At 64.2% G+C, this 19,791-nt stretch carries 16 protein-coding genes and 1 pseudogene; 13 read left to right on the forward strand and 4 right to left on the reverse strand.

Going from position 1 to position 19,791, the window contains the following annotated elements:
- The first annotated feature begins 6 nt into the window (after positions 1 to 6).
- The 9 genes from ACNSTU_RS09365 to ACNSTU_RS09405 all read left to right on the forward strand — a co-directional run bounded on the left by ACNSTU_RS09365 (position 7) and on the right by ACNSTU_RS09405 (position 12,534).
- A complete protein-coding gene (locus ACNSTU_RS09365; protein ID WP_290638046.1) occupies positions 7 to 537 on the forward strand; it encodes a DUF4150 domain-containing protein in 531 nt (176 codons plus the stop codon).
- A complete protein-coding gene (locus tag ACNSTU_RS09370) occupies positions 534 to 3,818 on the forward strand; it encodes a hypothetical protein (protein WP_418212288.1) in 3,285 nt (1,094 codons plus the stop codon). The genes ACNSTU_RS09365 and ACNSTU_RS09370 overlap by 4 nt, the downstream gene beginning before the upstream one ends.
- 100 nt (positions 3,819 to 3,918) lie before the next feature.
- Entirely contained in the window at positions 3,919 to 4,938 is a 1,020-nt protein-coding gene (locus ACNSTU_RS09375; RefSeq protein WP_418212289.1) for a hypothetical protein, read from the forward strand.
- A 139-nt stretch (positions 4,939 to 5,077) separates the two neighbouring features.
- Positions 5,078 to 6,097, forward strand: coding sequence for a hypothetical protein (locus ACNSTU_RS09380; RefSeq protein WP_418212290.1), 1,020 nt, complete (start codon positions 5,078 to 5,080; stop codon positions 6,095 to 6,097).
- 244 nt (positions 6,098 to 6,341) lie between these two features.
- Positions 6,342 to 6,794: a hypothetical protein gene (locus ACNSTU_RS09385; protein WP_418212291.1), complete on the forward strand. Its 453-nt coding sequence runs from the start codon at positions 6,342 to 6,344 to the stop codon at positions 6,792 to 6,794.
- 83 nt (positions 6,795 to 6,877) lie between these two features.
- Positions 6,878 to 8,311 (forward strand): sodium/glutamate symporter, encoded by a 1,434-nt coding sequence (locus ACNSTU_RS09390; RefSeq protein ID WP_418212292.1) that lies wholly within the window; start codon positions 6,878 to 6,880, stop codon positions 8,309 to 8,311.
- A 101-nt stretch (positions 8,312 to 8,412) separates the two neighbouring features.
- On the forward strand, positions 8,413 to 11,274 hold the full coding sequence (glnE, locus tag ACNSTU_RS09395) for a bifunctional [glutamate--ammonia ligase]-adenylyl-L-tyrosine phosphorylase/[glutamate--ammonia-ligase] adenylyltransferase (protein ID WP_418212301.1): 2,862 nt from the start codon (positions 8,413 to 8,415) through the stop codon (positions 11,272 to 11,274).
- A 56-nt stretch (positions 11,275 to 11,330) separates the two neighbouring features.
- A complete protein-coding gene (locus ACNSTU_RS09400) occupies positions 11,331 to 12,251 on the forward strand; it encodes a branched-chain amino acid transaminase (RefSeq protein ID WP_290637829.1) in 921 nt (306 codons plus the stop codon).
- A gap of 25 nt (positions 12,252 to 12,276) precedes the next feature.
- Entirely contained in the window at positions 12,277 to 12,534 is a 258-nt protein-coding gene (locus ACNSTU_RS09405) for a zinc-finger domain-containing protein (RefSeq protein WP_418212293.1), read from the forward strand.
- Between the two features lie 78 nt (positions 12,535 to 12,612).
- Here ACNSTU_RS09405 and ACNSTU_RS09410 read toward each other — a convergent pair whose 3' ends face one another.
- Positions 12,613 to 13,719, reverse strand: coding sequence for a hypothetical protein (locus ACNSTU_RS09410; protein ID WP_418212294.1), 1,107 nt, complete (start codon positions 13,717 to 13,719; stop codon positions 12,613 to 12,615).
- A gap of 124 nt (positions 13,720 to 13,843) precedes the next feature.
- On the opposite strand from ACNSTU_RS09410, the gene ACNSTU_RS09415 reads away from it, so the two are divergent.
- Genes ACNSTU_RS09415 through ACNSTU_RS09425 form a run of 3 tightly spaced genes read left to right on the forward strand, consistent with a single transcriptional unit; the run spans position 13,844 to position 16,273 of the window.
- Positions 13,844 to 14,656 (forward strand): sulfotransferase, encoded by an 813-nt coding sequence (locus ACNSTU_RS09415; RefSeq protein WP_418212295.1) that lies wholly within the window; start codon positions 13,844 to 13,846, stop codon positions 14,654 to 14,656.
- Positions 14,656 to 15,513 (forward strand): phosphotransferase, encoded by an 858-nt coding sequence (locus ACNSTU_RS09420; RefSeq protein WP_418212296.1) that lies wholly within the window; start codon positions 14,656 to 14,658, stop codon positions 15,511 to 15,513. Before ACNSTU_RS09415 ends, ACNSTU_RS09420 begins: the two co-directional genes overlap by 1 nt.
- A gap of 49 nt (positions 15,514 to 15,562) precedes the next feature.
- Entirely contained in the window at positions 15,563 to 16,273 is a 711-nt protein-coding gene (locus ACNSTU_RS09425) for a hypothetical protein (protein WP_418212297.1), read from the forward strand.
- Here ACNSTU_RS09425 and ACNSTU_RS09430 read toward each other — a convergent pair.
- The 3 genes and pseudogenes from ACNSTU_RS09430 to ACNSTU_RS09440 all read right to left on the reverse strand — a co-directional run.
- Positions 16,270 to 17,142 (reverse strand): glycosyltransferase family 2 protein, encoded by an 873-nt coding sequence (locus tag ACNSTU_RS09430; RefSeq protein WP_418212298.1) that lies wholly within the window; start codon positions 17,140 to 17,142, stop codon positions 16,270 to 16,272. The genes ACNSTU_RS09425 and ACNSTU_RS09430 overlap by 4 nt on opposite strands.
- 94 nt (positions 17,143 to 17,236) lie before the next feature.
- On the reverse strand, positions 17,237 to 17,863 hold the full coding sequence (locus ACNSTU_RS09435; RefSeq protein ID WP_418212299.1) for a hypothetical protein: 627 nt from the start codon (positions 17,861 to 17,863) through the stop codon (positions 17,237 to 17,239).
- 265 nt (positions 17,864 to 18,128) lie between these two features.
- Positions 18,129 to 19,574: pseudogene (locus ACNSTU_RS09440) on the reverse strand (IS3 family transposase); the annotation flags it as partial.
- Between the two features lie 106 nt (positions 19,575 to 19,680).
- Between ACNSTU_RS09440 and ACNSTU_RS09445 the strand changes: the two are divergent.
- Positions 19,681 to 19,791 (forward strand): helix-turn-helix domain-containing protein (locus ACNSTU_RS09445; protein ID WP_418212302.1); only part of this gene is annotated, 111 nt, incomplete at its 3' end.

The following is a 19,791-nucleotide window of genomic DNA, read 5'->3' on the forward strand; positions in this document are numbered from 1 at the left end:
ACCCCAATGGCAACGGTACTCATCAACGGACGCACCGCCGTTCACGCCGCATCGGGTGGCACGCTCACGGCGCCGGACGTGTGCAAGACACCGCCGAAGTGCAAGACGGACCTGTTTCAGAGCATTGCCACGTCGGCCGACGCCACGGCCACGGCGACCACCGTCATGGTCAACGGGCAACCCATGTGCCACGCGGGATCGCTGTTTGCCCAGAGCACGGCCAATGAGCCCGGCAGTTGCGGCGGCGTGACCTCCGGCACCATCAAGGGGCCTGCCGAGTTCGTGACCTTCTCGCCGGACGTGCTCATCGAAGGCCAGCCGGCCGTGCGTCAGGGCGACTACATGGTCAGCAATTTCCACAACACACCACCAATTCCCCTGTCCCAGCCGGGTGGCCCGGTGCCGCCCGCAATCACGGCTGCTGCCGCGGACGCGCTGGAGCCTGAAGAGGGGCCGGTGCAGTTTCCGGTCGATGCGAGCAGCGCCTTTCACTGGAGCGCCCGCGAGGTCGCGATCGTCGAGGAGGACGCGGAATGAGCGCCCCGCTTTCCGATCAGCCACTGAACGCCGCACAGCCGCTGGACGTCCCGGGGTCGGTGCCCCGGAGCCGGCTGAGCTTCCGCGCGCAGGAGGCAGGCACCCGCCGCATGGCGCTGAAACTGCGCGACGGCGCCGGTGACTACCCCCGGGCCATCAGGGACGCCCTTGAGGGGCGCGGCTACGGCGGGCGTGCCGGCCTCATTGCCGGCGAGTACCGCCTGCCCCTGGGGCGTGTGCGCAGCATCCCCGTGGATGATGACGAAACCGAGTCCGACGTCGGCCTCATGCCCGTGATCCCGGTCCGGTTTGCGGATCCGGAAGGCGAACGGCTGGCACCGCTGCGCGACGGCTGGATGTACGTCTTCATCAACGGCCACCTGTGGCGCGAGATCCAGGTGAGCAACGAAGGCGAGGTGTTCCGCGACGTCAACCTCGCACGCCACCAGGGCCGCGATGACCGCCCGGCCGCCTGCGAGGCGCTGTTCCACCACGTCTCTCTGCCGTACCGCATGAACGCCGCCGAGCCCGTCGTCGAAGTGGCGTACGCGGACGTGCAGTGGAGCTGGGCCACCATCGAGCGCATGGGCGGCTTCGACCCGGACGACCGGCGCTACTGCCCTGATCTGGACGTGTACGCCCCCTACAACATCACCGTGGACGACAGCCTGCGCGAGGCGCGCTGCCAGCGTATCGATCTCGCCGCCTACGACGGCGACCCGGACATCAACCGCCTGCGCGAGACGTTCCTGGTGCCCACGAGCACCGCCGAGAGCCACTTCAATCCGTCGGACGACCCGGACCAACCACCCCAGCTCCCCGGCCTCACCGAAGACGACATCACCGCGGGCTTCGCCATCATGGCCGTCCACGACCCGCTGGGCGTGGCAATGGAGCTCATCGGCACCATTCAGGACGAGACCAAGGCGCTCAAGGCGTGCATCGAGGAGATCGATCAGCACGAGCACGTGCAGAGCGCCGTGATGGCGTATCAGGCGTTCTTCAATGAGGCATTGCATGAGAAAAGCACTCAGCGTGATGGTGGCTACCGTCACGCCGATGACTCCAATGAAGCCAGGGAGTTACGGAGCGTGGCCGGGGATATGGACCGCGATTACATTGAGGCACTGCTCCAGGTCGACGAGCGGCGGGCGGTCAGGGAACGCATCCGCGAGGCCCGCAACACGCTCGGTCAATGGCTGGACGGAAAATGCCCGAACGGCGGCTCCGCAGATGAACGCGTCGCCCAGCCGGTCACCGTCGTCCAGGCCATCAAGGACTACGCGGCGCTTTCGCCGCAGGAATACTGGCGGCTCTGGGCCACGGTCAACGGACTGACCGCCGGCGCCGGACCGGATCCAGCGCAGATCGACAGTGGCTACGATGCCGATCCCGATGACCCGGAAGATGATCCACTGGCAGCGTGGCAGGCGCGCCTGACCGATCCGGAGCACCCGCTTTTCCCGATGCTGTTCCCGGGCGAGGATCAGGTCCCGCTCGATGACGACACACCCCCCGCAACCGATGACCTGAACGAAGTCACCGGGCAGACCGCCTTCCGGCCGGGTGCATTCGCCCTGATGCTGAACGGCGCTGGGTCTGGCGGTGTGTTCGGTTCAGTGGGCCGCGATGTGGCCTGGCTTGGTCGGGAAGTGGTCATGGACTTCATGTATGTCGTCCAGCGGCAGTGGCAGGCCGCGCTCGATCAGCAGCAGACCGTATCCGTTGAGCTGTTAACGCGTATCGGTAAGGCGGGACAGTTCCCCGAACTCGAGGGCGCCCGTCTGGTGCGTGAAGGTGACGTGATCCCCGAGGGCTACACGGTCATTGGCTCCCAGGTGGAACGTCTTCACCGCATGCAGCGCGGCGCCCGCCGGCAGGCCGCTCGCGACGCGGTGCGCAACCCCGGCGCCGACACGGTCGTTATACTGGACGGGAGCACCAACAGCCCCATTGCCAGCTCCGGTCTTCAGGGGCTGGCTCCCGCCACGACCTCCGTTGCCGCCGCCACTGATTCAGACTGGCGAGCACTGTTCAGCGCCAAGGGTGGCGATGGGCTCTATCGCGCACGGGCGGATCTGGTTTTGGTGCCCGCCGTGTCCGAGACCGTTCGCGAGCTGAGCCAGCCGGATGCAGAACCGTCCCTCACCACATCCCGAGCGGTGCGTGCGGCGCAGGCAGGGCTGCCGCCGGTTATCGCGGTGTTTGAGGTGGTGAATATTGCTTCGGCTGCTAATCGGTTACGCGAAGGCTCTGATCGCGTTATCCGTGAAGGGGCAGAGATGTTCTTGAGCACCGCCGGGCTCGCTTTCGCCCTGACGGAGGCCAGCTTGAATTTGAGTGGGCCGGACCGCACCGCGGCGAGGCTGTCACAGGTGACCGGACCACGGGTCGCGAACTGGGTGGCCGACGGTGAGCTGCGCGTTCGAGGACGGACGTCCGTTCCATCCATGGCAGTCCTTGGTGCCGGCCTGGCAGGGATCGGTGCTGGCCTAGCTGCGTGGGACGTGATGCACCGTTTGAACCGCGGTGACACCGCCGCTGCGGCCGCGCATGGTGTCGAGGCCGCGGCCATGACAGGACTGGCTGTCAGTACCCTGGTTTCCGGAGCGCGGCAGGCCGGAGCGGCGGTGGTACTCGGGTTTGGCCCATGGGGCTGGGCGTTTCTCGCCACCGGCATCGTCGCTGGCGCCATTGCCAGGCACCTGACTCGGGGGTCGCTGGAACGCTGGGCCTATTACGGGCCTTTCGGTGCCGATCATGAGCGGCGCCTCACCGAGGAATATGCCGGTCTCGAGCCACGGCAGATACGACTGGCCCTGGAATCGTTGCTGTTCGCTCCACAGGTTACGATCAAAGAAGATGAACGCTTCGGTCCACCGCGTGTGCGCGTGGAAGTGCGGGCGCCTGCGGCGGCTCGGGCCACCGACAGTGTGGAACTCTACGTCACGTCGGAAGGTGGAGGGGGGCAGCAGCCCTTGGAGGTCGTTGCCACCGGCGAATTGCCTGATGGGCCGGGCCCGCTCTGCCAGGCATGGTGGTTCCGGCTACCGGATCCCAATGAATGGTATGTAACACGGGACGGTAGACGCCGTTGCACCCTGCGGGCCCGAGCGCGGTTACGCCGCGAAGGCGACGGTAACCTTCCGTTCAACCCGAACTACGCAGGCACACAGGCGAGCGCGGCCATGATCGATCCCGACGGTGAGACCGAGGATTGGGCCTATGCCGATGCCCTGACGATCCGCAAGACGCAGCGACAGATCGACCAGGAGTTCTAGCCCCAATCCCCGATCTTCGCCCACGGACCTTGCCGGGCGTAGGCCGTAGGGTGGACCTTCAGGTCCACCAATCAACACAAGCAAGGGAGCACCACAACCAATGACCACGGACGGCACACCCAAGGCCGGGATGACGACCTACGCGGACACGGCATTCACCGGCAGCCGCCCGCACGACCTGCCGTCGGGGCAGGATCTGGAGTCCATGGGGTATTTTCATCGCAAGGCGCTGGGCGTGCGGCTGCCGCTGCTGGGGCCGCAGTGCCGGGAGTTCATGGCGGCCGCCACCAACGTCTTCGAGCTGGACCGGCTGCGGGAGGGGTCGGGAGAGCAGTTGGAGAAAGATCTGGCGGAGCGCGAGCCTCACCGCCGTCGCATGTGGGCCTCGCGGGCGGATCCGCTGGTGCTGATCGCCTCGATAGGTGCTGTTGCTGGGTTTTTCGGGTTTGCCTCGCTCGCCGTCGCTGTGCTTTGGCTGATTACTGATGGCCTTTCTGAGTTCGGGGTTGAGATGATCACGGTGCAATTGGTGTACTTCTGCCTGCCTTTCTTCACCATCTGGCTCCTCTGCCGCCTCCTCGTACGCAGTGGCTGGTTCACCCTCAAGCGCGACACACGCTTCTACCGCGACACCGGCATGGTGAGTCTGTGGGCGGGGCGCAAGGTGGGGCGAGTGGAGCTGCCGTTCGCCGAGTTCGAGGCGTTCGCCTCACCGGTCTCCACGGCTGTGGGTACCATCCGTCACCGGCTGGGGCTCATCCATCGCGGCACGGGCCACAGCGTGGGCTATCCGGGCGCGCAGATCGAGCTGTGGGAGACGCAGTTGATCTGGGAGGTGATGCAGCAGTTCATGGACGTGAGCCGGCCGCTGCCGGACATCCCGGAGTTCGACGGCACGCGCCACTTGGACCCGGTCACCGCGGAGCACGACCGTAAGTCGGGCCGCCCCGCCCGCTACTGGCTGGACATGGACCGCGCCCACGCAAGCGCCCTGCACGAGCGCGCCCGCAAGTCGGCACGCGCCTACCCCTGGGGCCGCACCCGGGAGCAGGCCCTGGCATCGGGCTGGCGCCCGTCGGGCGTTGGCGAGGGGGATTGGCGCGTGGCTGAGTCGGCTTAGGTGGTGGCGTTAGCGGTGTTCAGGGATGGTGGATCTGAAGATCCACCCTACGCCCGCCCCGCGCTACCCCACGGCAACGGTAGCCGTAGGGTGGACCTTCAGGTCCACCAATCAACACAAGAACGGAGCACCACAACCAATGACCACGGACGGCACACCCAAGGCCGGGATGACGACCTACGCGGACACGGCGTTCGCCGGCAGCCGCCCGGCAGACCTGCCACCGGGGCAGGATCTGGAGTCCATGGGGTATTTTCATCGCAAGGCGCTGGGCGTGCGGCTGCCGCTGCTGGGGCCGCAGTGCCGGGAGTTCATGGCGGCCGCCACCAACGTCTTCGAACTGGATCGGCTGCGGGAGAAGGCTGGAGAGCAGTTGGAGAAGGATCTGGCGGAGCGCGAGCCCCACCGTTGTCGCATGTGGGCCTCACGGGCGGATCCGCTGGTACTGATTGCCTCCATTGGTGCCGCGGCTGGTTTTTTCACTCTTGGGCCAATTGCGGTCTCTGGTATCTTTCTCCTTACGGATGGCATCTCGGAGTTCGCGCTCGGCGAAATCCGTTTTCAGTTAATTTATCTTTTCTTACCCCTCTTCACCATCTGGCTCCTCTGCCGCCTCCTGGTCTACAGCGGCTGGTTCACTTTCAAGCGCGACACCCGTTTCTACCGCGATACCGGCATGGTGAGCCTGTGGGCGGGGCGCAAGGTGGGGCGTGTCGAGCTGCCGTTCGCTGAGTTCGAGGCGTTCGCCTCACCGGTCTCCACGGCCGTGGGCACCATCCGTCATCGGCTGGGGCTCATCCACCGCGGCACGGGCCACAGCGTGGGCTATCCGGGCGCGCAGATCGAGCTGTGGGAGACGCAGTTGATCTGGGAGGCGATGCAGCAGTTCATGGACGTGAGCCGGCCGCTGCCGGACATCCCGGAGTTCGACGGCACGCGCCATCTGGACCCGGTGACAGCAGAGCACGACCGCAAGTGGGAGCGCCCGTCCCGCTACTGGCTGGACATGGAGCGGTCCCACGCCAGCGCCCTGCACGAGCGCGCCCGCAAGTCGGCACGCGCCTACCCCTGGGGCCGCACCCGGGAGCAGGCCCTGGCATCGGGCTGGCGCCCGTCGGGCGTTGGCGAGGGGGATTGGCGCACGGCCAAGCCGGCGTAGGTGGTGGCGTTAGCGGTGTTCAGGGATGGTGGATCTGAAGATCCACCCTACGCCCGCCCCGCGCTACCCCACGGCAACGGTAGCCGTAGGGTGGACCTTCAGGTCCACCAATCAACACAAGAAGGGAGCACCGCCGGCGCAAGCGGTGGCGATTGCTCTGTTCTGTTTCGCTCGATTAGTATTCACGCCGAGCCAGGATGGCTCTCATAACGAAGACAGTGACACAGCAAAGGAGTGCGCACCCATGCGTGAGCAAACCCCACCCGATCGGCCGGTCCCCGTGACGTCTTTCGATCTGCCCATAGCCGTTGACGGCGGCAGTGCCGTTCAGGGGCATTGCAACAAAATTGCGCTGGCACCGGTTCTTGCCCGGGCCGGTCTCGTGCTGGCGGTGAGTGGCGTTCTGGTCGTTCTGTTCGGTCCCGGTTTTATCATCGGTGTAGCGCTTTCAATCCTTGGCATGATTTTCACCAGTTCTGCGTTTCTCGCCAGGCGCGTTGCCTGGAGAGCGATTCAGCGCTATGTCTCGGAGCGGTACATCCTGTGCGATGACCAGGGCGAGCCGGTGACCAACGGGGGGCTGACGGTCAAGCCGTTCGGGGGCGGCGAGCTGGAGATCGGCTACTCCATGGATAATGTGTCCGGCGACCGCCGCTCCGCAGGGGGTCCGCGCGGGAGTCGCCCCGTGACGCAATGACCGACCCGGCAGGCGGGCCGGGGTTCGCAATGGCGGCGGTATCCGGGCCATACTGGCCGCCAGGCAATCCGGGGGGATGATAGATGCTGACAGTCGGGCAGGTGCTGGTCGGGTTGATGTGGATCGGGCTGCTGGTGCTGGCCTGTTCCGTTCTCAGAACACGGATGCTCTGGGCGCGACGCCTGTTCCTGCCCAGCTCCCTGATCGCCGGCGTGGTGGCGCTTCTGGCCGGGCCGGAGGTCTTTGGCGCCCTGTTCGGCAACGTGTTCGAGGATGGCGCCGGGCTGTTTCCGGGGTACGTGTACGACACCTGGTCCGCGCTGCCGGGGCTGCTGATCAGCGTGGTCTTTGCCGCGCTGTTCCTGGGTAAACCCATTCCGGGCATCCGCGCCATCTGGCTGCGTGCGGGGCCGCAGGTGGTGGTCGGCCAGACCATGGCCTGGGGCCAGTACGTGGTTGGCATTCTGCTGGCACTGTTGGTGCTCACCCCGGTGTTCGGGCTGAGCCCCATGGCCGGCGCCCTGATCGAGATCGGCTTCGAGGGCGGCCACGGCACGGCGGCCGGAATGGCAGGCACCTTCCAGGATCTCGGTTTCCCCGAGGGCGCCGACCTGGCCCTGGGGCTTGCCACGGTCGGCCTGCTCGCTGGTGTCATCGGCGGGACCATTCTCATCAACATTGCCGCGCGACGCGGTATCGTCAGCCCGGAGTCGGGGGGCGGCGAGAGCGCCCGCCCCTCCGTCGAGGAACAGGCCGAGTTGGAGAAGGACTACCGCCACGAGCGCAGCACCACCGACCCGCTCAGTGTGCACCTTGGCCTCGTGGGGCTGGCCGTTCTGGTCGGCTGGGGGCTGCTGACGGCCCTGCAGGCGATCGAGAGCGCCACCTGGGGGCGTGACGGTGGTGTCGAGATCCTCGCCCACGTGCCGTTGTTCCCCATGGCCATGCTCGGCGGCGTGTTCATCCAGCTGCTGGTCATGCGCATGGGTCACGAGGAGCACGTCTCTGGCCGCACCATGCAGCGCATCTCCGGATTCGCCCTGGATTTCACCATCGTTGCCGCCTTGGCGACGCTGTCGCTCCAGGCACTGGGCGAACACCTGGTGCCCTTCCTGCTGCTGGCCGTGACCGGCATCGCCTGGTCGCTGCTGGTGCTCATGGTGCTGGCGCCGCGGGTCATTCCCTACAACTGGTTCGAGCGCGGCGTGGGTGACTTCGGCCAGTCCATGGGCGTGACCGTGACCGGCGTGCTGCTCATGCGCATGGCCGACCCGCGCAACGAATCCGGCGCCCTGGAGAGCTTCGGCTACAAGCAGATGCTGTTCGAGCCCATTGTGGGTGGTGGTCTGTTCACGGCGGCGTCCGTGCCACTGATCTATCAGTTCGGTCCGGTGGCGGTGTTGATCGGCACCGCCGTGGTTACCCTGGGCTGGATCATCTTCGGCCTGCTCTACTTTGGCCGCATGGTCCCGGATGGCGGGCGCGGGCGCTGGCGCCCGGGTAGGTCGTCTCAGTAGGATGAGCGGTGCCGGCCTGCCTTCGGGGCGCCGGCACCGCCAACCTGCCACCATGATCCGGAGGCCCCGTGAGCCACGCCAGTGACCTGATCGACCGCGCCATGTCCCGCCTGCCGGAGCGTCTGCGGGGGCAGGTCACCGAGTGGATCTCCGATTACCAGGACGTCGCCGAGCTGCCACACACGGACATGGCGCTGCAGTCGTTGCCGACCGTCTGGGCCGGCAGCCCGTTCGTGGCCCTGTCCTGCATCCGCGCCCCGGAGCTGCTCGACCACCTTGCCCACTCCGGCGACCTCGAAGGTGCCTACGATGAGGGCGAGATGGCCAGTCGTGCAGCGGACGCCGTGGCTGACTGCAGCGACGAGGACGCCCTGAACAGCGCCCTGCGCCGCTACCGCCGCCGCGAGATGGTGCGCATCGCGTGGCGCGATCTGGCCGGCTGGGCCAGCCTGGGTGAGACCCTGCGCGAGCTCTCGGCACTGGCCGACGCCTGCATCCAGGTGGCGCTGGACTGGCACCTACATCAATTACAGGCGCGTTTCGGCGAGCCCCGCAACGCCGACGGCGAGCCGGTCACGTTCTACGTGCTGGGCATGGGCAAGCTCGGCGGCCGCGAGCTCAACTACTCGTCCGACATCGATCTCATCTTCGGCTACTCCGATGTGGGCGAGACCCATGGCGGCCGCAAGAGCGTGGACAACCAGGAGTTCTTCACGCGGCTCGGCCAGAAGCTGATCAACAGCCTGAATGCGCGTCTGGTCGAGGGCTTCGTTTTCCGCGTGGACATGCGCCTGCGCCCCTACGGCGACTCGGGGCCGCTGGTCATGCACAGTGACCAGCTGGAGACCTACTACGAGGCGCAGGGCCGGGAGTGGGAGCGCTACGCCATGATCAAGGCGCGCGTGGTCGCCGGCGATCAGAACGCGGGCGGCGCCCTGATGGCTTCTCTGCGGCCGTTCGTCTACCGCCGTTATCTCGACTACGGGGCGCTGGAGTCCCTGCGCGACATGAAGGCCATGATCGCGAGGGAAGTGGAGCGCCGGGGGCTTGAGCACAACATCAAACTCGGCGCGGGCGGCATCCGCGAGGTGGAGTTCGTGGGGCAGGCGTTCCAGCTCATCCGGGGCGGCCGCGAGCGCGGCCTGCAGGAGCGCAGCATCATCCGCGTGCTCGAATACCTCGGGCAGCACAATGCCTTGCCGGGGTTTGCCGTGCGGCAGCTTCTGGAGGGCTATGAATTCCTCCGTCGCACCGAGAACCGCCTGCAGGCCATGCAGGACAAACAGGTTCATGAACTGCCCGAGGACACGCTGGATCAGCAGCGCCTCGCCTACACCATGGGCTTCGACCGCTGGGACGCGTTCGCCGCGCGACTTTCCGAGCTCAGGCGGCACGTGCATGACCATTTCGAGCAGGTCTTCGCCGCGCCCCAGGCCGAGCACGAGACGACCCCGCACGACCAGCCTGAAATCGGCGACGTGTGGTCAGAGGCGGTCACTGGCAGTGAAGCCGAGGCGGTGCTCCAGGCCAACGGCTTCGAGCAGCCTGCGGACTGTCTGCAACGGATTGCCGCATTTCGCGGCGGCTCCCATTGCCGTGCGCTCACGGAAACCGGCCGCGAGCGGCTCGACCGCCTCATGCCGCTGCTGATCGGTGCCACTGCTGCGGCGGAGCGCCCCGATGCCACGCTGACCCGGCTACTGGACCTGCTGGAGGCCATCGTCCGGCGCACCTCCTACCTGGCGCTGCTGGTGGAACACCCCATGGCGCTGTCGCAGCTCGTGAAGCTGTGCTCCGCCAGCCCCTGGATCGCTCGCCACGTCTCGCGCCATCCCATGCTGCTGGATGAGCTGCTGGACCCGCGCACCCTGTATGCGCCGCTGAAGCGCAAAGATCTGGCCGAGGAACTGCGCGAGCGGCTCGACGCCTACCCCGGCGACGATCTGGAGCAGCGCATGGAGGTACTGCGGCAGTTCAAACAGGCCAACGCGCTGCGCGTGGCGGCGTCCGACCTTGCCGGCGTCACGCCGCTGATGGTTGTGAGTGACCACCTGGTGGATATCGCCGAAGTGGTGCTCGGCGAAGTGCTCGACCTGGCCTGGAGCCACCTGGAAGCGCGTCACGGCCGCCCCACCTGCCAGGTGGATGGCGAGACGGTCCACGCCGGCTTCGCCATCATCGCCTACGGCAAGCTCGGCGGCCTGGAGCTGGGTTACGGCTCCGATCTGGACGTGGTCTTCGTCCACGACAGCCGTGGCGAAGAGCAGGTCACCGATGGCGACCGCCAGGTGGATAACAACGTCTTCTTCATGCGCCTCGCCCAGCGCATCATCCACATCCTCGGCGCCACCATGGCGGGCGGCGTGCTCTACGAGGTGGATACGCGCCTGCGGCCCAGCGGCCGCTCCGGTCTGCTGGCCACGAGCCTGGATGCATTCGCAGAGTACCAGCGCGAGCAGGCCTGGACCTGGGAGCACCAGGCCCTGGTGCGTGCCCGCTACGTGGCCGGCTCGGCCGCGCTCGGCGAGCAGTTTGCCGAGCTGCGCACCGAGATCCTGAGACGCCCGCGCGACCGCGACCAGCTGCGGATCGACGTGCGCGACATGCGTGAGCGCATGCGCGAGCAGAAGGGCAGTAAGCACCCCGGCGAGTTCAGCATCAAGCAGGATCGGGGCGGTATCGCGGATATCGAATTTATGGTGCAATATGGCGTTCTGTCGGGGGCTGCGGACGCGCCCCGGCTGCTTCGATACACCGACAACATCCGCCTGCTCGGCGAGCTGCGTGACGCGGGCTGGATCAGTCGGGACGAAGCCGAGTTACTGGTTGATGCCTACCGGACGTACCGCTCACGGGTGCACCAGCTCACCCTCCAGGAAGAGCCAGCCATCGTGCCGGCCGAGACATTCCGGGAAATGAGCGGGCAGGTGGCCGAAGTGTGGCATCGGCTGATGGACGACTGACCAAACAAGATAACCTGCCCGCCCCCGGCGCGGGTGCAAGTCGAGGAGATCATGCGATGGGCATGGATGATCGCGACGGTATCATCTGGATGGACGGTGAAATGCTGCCCTGGCGCGATGCGCGGGTGCACGTGCTCACTCATACGCTGCATTACGGCATGGGGGTCTTCGAGGGCATCCGTGCGTACAAGACCGATCGCGGCACGGCGGTGTTCCGTCTGCGCGAGCACACCCGGCGGCTGTTCGACTCGGCCAAGATCCTCGGCATGACCATCAATCACACGCCGGACGAGATCAACGACGCCATCCTGCGCAGCATCCGCGAGAACAATCTCGAGAGTGCCTACGTTCGGCCCATGACGTTCTACGGCTCCGAGGGCATGGGGCTGCACGCCGACAGTCTGAAATCCCACACCATGGTGGCCGCCTGGGAGTGGGGCGCTTACCTGGGCGCCGAGAACATCGAGCGCGGCATCCGCATCAAGACGTCGTCGTTCACCCGGCACCACGTCAACTCCACCATGTGCCGCGCCAAGGCCAACGGCAACTACATCAACTCCATGATGGCGCTGAAGGAGGCCTCCGAGGCCGGCTACGACGAAGCGCTGCTGCTGGACACCAACGGCTTCGTCTGCGAGGGCTCCGGCGAGAACTTCTTCATGGTGCGCGATGGCGTGCTCTACACGCCCGAGCTGGCCTCGGCGCTGGAGGGCATCACCCGCGACACCGTGCTGCAGCTTGCCCGGGACATTGAGCTGCCGGTGCGCGAAAAGCGCATTACCCGCGACGAGGTCTACACCGCCGACGAAGCCTTTTTCACCGGCACCGCGGCGGAAGTCACGCCGATCCGCGAGCTGGACGGCCGCCAGATCGGCAACGGCAAGCGCGGCCCGATCACGGAGCGGCTGCAGGCCATGTACTTCGACCAGGTCGAGGGCCGGCGCAGCGCCTACGACGAGTGGCTGACTTTCGTCTGAACCGAACCTGCAGGGAGAACCACCAGTGGCTGATCCACAGACTCACGACCGCACGGATCTCATCCAGCCCAACGCGGCCAACCGCTACGAGGTGGGCAAGGGCGATCTGCCCCTGTCCTGCCCCATGCCGGGCATGTACCTGTGGAACTCCCACCCCAAGGTCTACCTGCCGATCCACAAGACCGGCGAGGCCAAGTGCCCGTACTGCGGTGCGGAGTATTTCGTCAAGGATTTCGACCCCGACGACGAGGAGATGCGTCGTCTGAGCCGGCGCGAGCCGTAACCGGTTCCGTTTGCCGGCCCGGCTAGTCCGGGCCGGTCCGCGCAGTCTGGCGGAGCAGGTGGGGAAGCCCCAGTTCATTCATCGTCCCACGCTGTTTGCCGAGCTGAGAGAGAGGATATCTCTTGCGATGTGCGCTGCCGAGTCGGTGTACTCAGAGCTTTTCGCGCGGCATGAGAGATTGGTTCTCGACTCCTCGTCCCGCCACAGTCTGATGACCTCAGCCGAGACGGCAGCGGCTGAATAATCCTCTAACTCCTGGATTAAGCCGCGGTGGGTGAGTTGTGCGATCCGCTCAGGCTGGTCGCGCCCGCCCGCCGGCAAGGGGATACAGGGTTTACCAAGGGCGAGGCCCTGCCCGAGTATGCTCCCGCCTCCAACGATGCACACCCGTGCGTGCGACATTGCAGCCATCAGTCCACCTGGAGATAGGCTGCGAATGGCGGTAAGCCTGCTAGCGGCGGGCAACGCCACTTGACTTAGCGGTCCCGGGACGAACAACACCGAAATCCCCTCTCTCGACACCCTCCAGGCGATCTCAGCGAACTTTTCGTCGGCGCGTTCTCCGTCGATTAAGCCACCGCCGCCTCCTGGTGCGACAAGGGCGTATGTGTCGTAGGCGAGCTCTTTCGGAAATTCTTTATCGCAAGGAGGCGAAAGGACGGTACCGCCAAACGACAGCCGTCCGCCCCATCCCAGAGTGAGCAGTCTCTCGATACCTCGCCTTTGCCGGTGATTGCGGGGCGCAGCGATGACCCAGGCACTGTCTATGTGACGTAGCTTGAGCGGCTGCAACAGCCGGCGGCGCTTGGAGGATCTTGATACCACTGCGATCACGGCGGCGCCCAGCGATTTGGCCGCCGCGAGTTGCTGGGTGCGGATGCTGCTGTCGAAGACAACGGCAGCAGGATGAGTGTGTCGCAAGTAGTCTATTACTTGAATCGAGCAGTGTGTCGGCGAGCCTGGTATGGGATGGTAGTGGAAGCGTCTATCCTGATGGATGCTTGCTTCGGCGCTGATAATGAAGTGGACCGGGAGGTTGGGTGAGATGGTCCGAAGTGCTTCGGCAATGGCTGCACACCGGTAATACTCTCCTGCGCCCGATGGCCCCGAGACGGGGATGAACACGACTGGCCGCCCATTTTCAGAATCGAGGCTGCCGGGAGTATCCTGCGTGCTGCTCGCCATTGCTGGTTCTCTTCCTGTCTCGGTGAAAGCTGGTTCAGCTCTACGCGCGCGGGGGCGGGGTTGGTATCATGCGGCCTTCGAATGATGCGGCCACGGTGATTGGGGCGCAGTAAGGAGCTTCGAATTGACTATCAAGATTATCTACCTGCTTGGCTTGGGGCATAGCGGCACAACCCTGCTTGGACGCTTGCTCGGTGCCCATTCGGAAGTAGTGGCCACGGGTGGAACCAAAAACATCCCGCTTTTTGTGCACGGCAGGAAGAGCTGTAGTTGTGGCGCAACGAGCCCGGACGAGTGTCCCTTTTGGTCCAGTGTAGAGCAGGCATTGCGAAACAGAGGCCAGTCACTCGCAACACTCGAGTCCGGTTACGATAACCAGAAACGTCTGGACCACCAAGCGTTGAGGGATTATTACGCCTCAGTGCTTGAGGCGTCCGGTGCGCGTGCCATCGTGGATACGTCCCGTCGTCGCACCTACTTCTCCCAGTTGGAGAAGAATCCTGATCTAGAACTGATTCCGGTGCATTTATTCAAGGATCCACGTGGCCAGCATTCGTCCTCGAAGCGCAAGGGCCGGTCGCTGGCCCATACTATCTGGACGTACGCCATGCGGGGGAGACGGGTCCGTGGCATGCGCCCCCTTGGCCGCCCGGTACTGCACGTCTCTTACGAGGCATTGTGCAGCGACCCGCAAGGCCAGCTTTCCCGGATCATGCAGGCGGCCGGACTCGAGTTTGAGGAACGGCAGCTTACCGAGTTCGGCGCCAACGAGAGCCACATCCTCGGTGGTAACAGACAGCGTACTGACACGTCCTCCAACATTCGGCTGGACGAGAGCTGGCGGCGGCGGCTCAGTCCCTTCGAAGCCCGGCTGGTGATGCTTTGCAACGGTTCCGGCTACCGCAAGACCCTGGCCCTGACCGATCAGGGGCGCTGATGCGGTTATTCCGTTCGACTGGGCCTCGGGCACTTCCGGCGGGCGCCCGCTTTAGTGACGGTCGTGAGGTGCGGTCGCTGCTCGCCGATGTCCTCGGGGGGCCAGTGGCGGACGTGCGCGTCCTGAACCATCATGGGCTCCTGTCCTTGCGCGTTGATTCTGCAGGACACCGGTACAAAGTCTCGGAGTGCGAGTCGGAAACGCGTGCAGCTCTTGCCGCCTCCGCGCTGGAACTGGTTGCTGCGGCGTCAGGGCCCGTGCCCAGGGGGGTGGCTCGCAGCCGGGCTGTGCTGGTCACGGAATGGGTCGAAGGCCGAGCGTGTTGTGAAGAGCCGCTAGCAGCCCAAGTGCAATGGCTGCTGCAGTGCCAGCTTGCATTGGCTAATGCATCGGTTCCCCCAGACATCGAGGCTGGAGGATACCTGCATCTGGAAAGTCTCGCCTCGAGGTTCCGACACTGCGGCCGTCTCGTTCTATCAGGCCGTCGCATCGAGGCCGTGCTCGGGCGGTTGTGGGAACAGTTGCCACCGCTAGCCGCGCCCCACATCATCCACCCCGACCTGACGCCCGCAAACGTTGTCCTCACGGATAACGGGCCGGTTGTTATCGACAACGAAGCCATCGCCGTGGCGCGGGGGCGGGAGTTCGATATCTGGAATACTGGCGAAGCCTTGCGGGGGCGCCGTGATCTCGCGGGAATTGAGTCTTATGTCCGGGCTTTTTCCGCGTATCAGCCGCTCCCAAGTCTCTACGAGTATCGTAATGTCTGGGATGCCTTCCGACTCATGCGTCAGGGGCTCAAGGCACTGGAGAAGCGGCGCCTGGTCAAGGCCGCGCGGATGCTGCGACGGTTGTAGGTATCCCGTGGAAGCGATCAGAGGGAATGCGCGAACAGGAGCAACTGCGGTGACCGCAAAGAGGCACGTGATGGGGCCGACCGGCCAGGCGACCGATAACGAGCGATTGGCCCGCGCTATCGAGGACTGCGATTATCAGGAAGTCGAGGTCTTTAAGGACGACCGTCAAACCTATAGTGCTCTGATTCTCCTCGATGGGAATTCCTACGTGCTCAAGATCCCGCGGGATCGGAATAACCGTCTCTGGCAGCGCTTGCTTTCCCTGTTTCGTGCCAGTGAGGCCGTGCGCCATTACCGCAGCATGGTCAGGCTACGGGAACTTGGTCTGAGTGGACCCGAGCCGGTTGTAGCGATCGAGCAGCGTCGCTGGGGGGCCGTGACTGATTCCTGTCTTCTTTACCGGTTCAGTAAAGGACGCAAAGCGACCCGGGACGACGCGCGGCTAATCCTGCCGCACGTGCTGGCGTTGCACGAGGCCGGTTATCTGCGTAACGATCCCCACGCCAAGAACTACCTTATCGATGACGAGGATGTGATCTTCATCGATTTCCGTCTCAAGAGGCCGTTGTTGCTGCGCCGTTTCCGGCTGCAGCGTGAGTTGGCATTGTTTCTGAAGACCTCGCCAGCGGCATGGGATTATCTTCCCGAGGACGTGAAGCGTTCCTGTTCGCTTCGCCTGGCGGTAGTGTTCGATGAGGCGGCCCGCGTAGCTCGCCACACCAGGCGGCGATTGCGCGGTCGGTCGCACCTCGATGACTAATCGCGGGAGCCGACGAATATCTTGTATCCGTAGGTTATCAGGCGTGGATTTAGTGGACGCAGCCGCGCCGCCTGCCAGTAGCGCTGGCGCGCCTCGGCGCCTAGCCCCGCACGGGCCAGTACCTCAGCATATTTGAGCAGGTAGATTGCGTGGATGCCGGGGCGAATCGCGAAATCGTCGCGCAGTTTGGCGTGGATTGCGCCGTAGCCTTGCACAAAATTGTTGATGTTGCCGGTGATGCGTCCATCGGCGTCCGCCCGTTTGTTTGAGAGTGGCTCCATGACCGAGGTAAATTGCCATTTTCGGGAGAGGCGAATATAAAGATCGTAATCCTGCCGAGCTTTGAGTGAAGGGTCGAACAGCCCGCATTCCAAGAGGGCATCCTTCCGGCAGAGCAGCGTCGAAAGTTTTGGGGCGCGGCCGCCGGTCTTAGATAGTAGTTTCTCGAATATCCAGCCCTGCATTTTCGGTATTGCCGTGCGGCACTGGCCGTTTCTCTTCCAGTCGTAAAAGCCGGTGTCGACGACCCCTGTGTCCGGCGATGCTTTGTCAATTGCGGCGATCTGTTTGGCAAGCTTCTCCGGAAGCCAGTCTTCGTCATCGTCCAGAAACGCCACCAGCTCCCCTCGAGCTTGACGAATGCCGATGTTTCTGGCCTCCGCGCCACCCTGACTGGTCCCGTTGACCAGGTAGTGAACGCGTCGGTCTTGGACCTCCGAGCACACGTGAGTCTGCGTCGCTATCTGTTCCTCGCTGTCGCGCCCACTGTCGTCGACAACGATCACTTCGAAGTCGACGTAAGTCTGGCAAAGAACACTTGCCAGTGCGCGGGCGAGGAGCTCGGGCCTGCGGTGCGTCGGGATGACCACGCTGACCCTGGGTGTTACGGCTTTTGGGGGAGTTGCAGGCTTAGGCTGGGAGTCCATTGCGTGGCCTTTGATAGGACAAGGGGGAACCCGGCCTTCAGAGGCCGAGGCAGTTGCCGTCACGGTAAAGAACGGTGCTGCGGTATAGTTTGTGATTGCAGGGTTTCAGGCCCTCGAAGTCGAGTGTTCGGAACCCCAGGTTCTGTGCTTGTTCCAAGGCACCCAGATACTCTGGACGGTCGGAGTCATCGAGAACAACGACTCCGCGCGGTGTCAAAGCGCTGGTCGCATGGGCCAGGCACTCCGTGCGATTGGCGCCGTCGATGATTACGACGTCGAACGGTTGCTGCGTCTCGTGAATGGACGCCGCGTAGCCATCACCCTGTGACGAATCGCGAAAAAGGACGCGAACGTTTTTGGCGGACCCTGCCGAGACAGTCTCGTACCAGTGGCGATCATACTCCACCGACGTGACGGACTTTACTCGCCCAGCGAAGAAGTGGGTTGATTGCCCGCTGCCATACTCGAACAAATCCAGATCTGCGCGTAACCGATCTCTCAGAAATGCAGAGACTGGGTAGTTCATCCACGGGATCGGCTGCCCGTCAGCGTCGACAGGCTTGCCCGACCGGGCGCTGCTGAGCCACCCGACGCGTGCAAGGTACGAATCCTTCCGTCTGAACAGCCGAAGATAGCGCAACCAGTATGCTCTCAAGGTATCCATTAGTGCTTCTCTAAAGTCCTTCTCTCGGCCGGGACGTACTACCATGGAACCCGCGAATCCGTTCGCGGGCTTCCGCGGAGCTTACAATAAGGCTGCTGACATTAGCATGCTTGCGCTTTGGTTCAACGGTTGACACCTTCGCCTGAGTCCGAACCTTCCGTCGAGGGGTTTGTGCTAAGGGGCTGCCCCGGTCGCGGGAGGGTGGAAGTGTCACTGGCCAAGTAAATTGACCCCCTGGGAGGTGCGGCGTTTTTCTTGGACTCTATCAAGCCGCGATCCCCAAGCTGTCTCGATACTCGAGCGGGCTTAGGGCGCCGAGCGATACCTTGATCCGTTTCTCGTTATACCAGCGGATGTAGGCATCGACTGCCTCCATGAACTGCTCCAGCGTCGTGGCACGCCAGTCCCTGGGGTAGAACAGTTCGTTCTTGAGGCGACCGAAGAAGCCTTCGCATGCTGCATTATCCGGCGTGCAGCCTTTGCGGGACATCGATCGGGTCAGCCGCGCATCCTCGATACGCGACAGCCACCCAGGCCAGCGATAATGGGCGCCGCGGTCAGAGTGCACAATGGGCTTCTCGTCTTCGTCCAGCGAGGCGACGGCCTCGTCGAGCATGACGTTCACCAGCTCCGCATCAGGTCTGGTGCCGATCGTCCAACTGACCACCAGCCCGTCGAAGCAGTCAATCATGGGTGATAGATAGACCTTGCCCGCAGGGACCTGGAACTCCGTGATGTCAGTCAGCCATTTCTCGTTTGGCGCCGCTGCCCCGAAGTCGCGATTGATGATGTTGTCGATCGCAGGGCTGATTTCTCCTCGATAGGAGCTGTATCGGCGACGTCGTTTGGTGTGAACGACCAGTTGCTCTTCTGCCATCAGTCGGCGAACGATCTTCTCGGAGACGACGATTCCGCGGCGACCCAGTTCGACGCCAATGCGGCGATAACCATAGCACCGGTGATTGAGCTCGAAGACGTCCGTGATGATGCGGCGGGTGCCCGCATACTTGTCCGGTCTCGCGAGCCGCGCCCTGTGGTAGAAGTAGGAACTGCGTGGAAGCCGTAGCTCGGCAAACAGCTCCGACAACGCGTAGGTCTCCCGCAAGGCGTCAATCAGCAGGGTCTTCTCCTTGTTGGTCAGGAGCTGCAGATCGACGCCCTGGTCTTTTTTTATCAGTTCATTCGCCTTTGTCAGAAGATCGTGCTCGAGCCGCAGGCGGTGGATGCGTCGCTGAAGCGATTCGGCCTCCTGCTCCAGGGCGGCCTGCTCGTTGTCCGGCAGGGCTTTGTTGCGGCCTGTCATCGGTGGGCGGACTCCGTCGTCCAGCAACTGGTGTTTCCACTTGTACAGCATTTGTCTGCTGACGCCGACTTCGTCTGCGATCACTGCGGCGCCCCCTTGTCGAGAACAGAGTTCAATCACCGCCTGCTGCTTCTGCTCGGATGAAAAGGGCGCGCCCGTCGCCTTGCCTGTGAGATGTGGTCGCGTGCCGGGACGGAGCGCATCGATCCATGCTCGAAGCGTCGCGACACATGGATACCCTAGCGCCCTACTGGTTCTGGAAAGACAGCGACCATGGGTGAAATAGTGATCAACCGCCTCTTGCATTTGCGCGGCTGAGTACTTCGACTTGGGGAGAGACCGCTCCGGCAGATCCCCGGTTTCGACGTAGGTGCGGTACCACCGTCGGAGGTTCTTCCGTGAGGGGTACTAACCTTTAACAAAGTAAAGCCATGGTGTTAGGCTTTCGCCCATGGAATGCAAACGCTCGAACGACGGTCGTACCATCGACAAGGCAGCCATGCATGCCCTGCGGATGCAGGCGATCAAGGCGGTGCGCAATGGGCGCACGGTTGCGGATGTTGCCGAGGCGTTCGGATTCAACGAGCGCACGGTGTTCAAGTGGCTGGCGCGCTACAACGACGGC

This window comes from Aquisalimonas sp. APHAB1-3, from assembly GCF_048323695.1.
Taxonomy (GTDB): Bacteria; Pseudomonadota; Gammaproteobacteria; order Nitrococcales; family Aquisalimonadaceae; genus Aquisalimonas.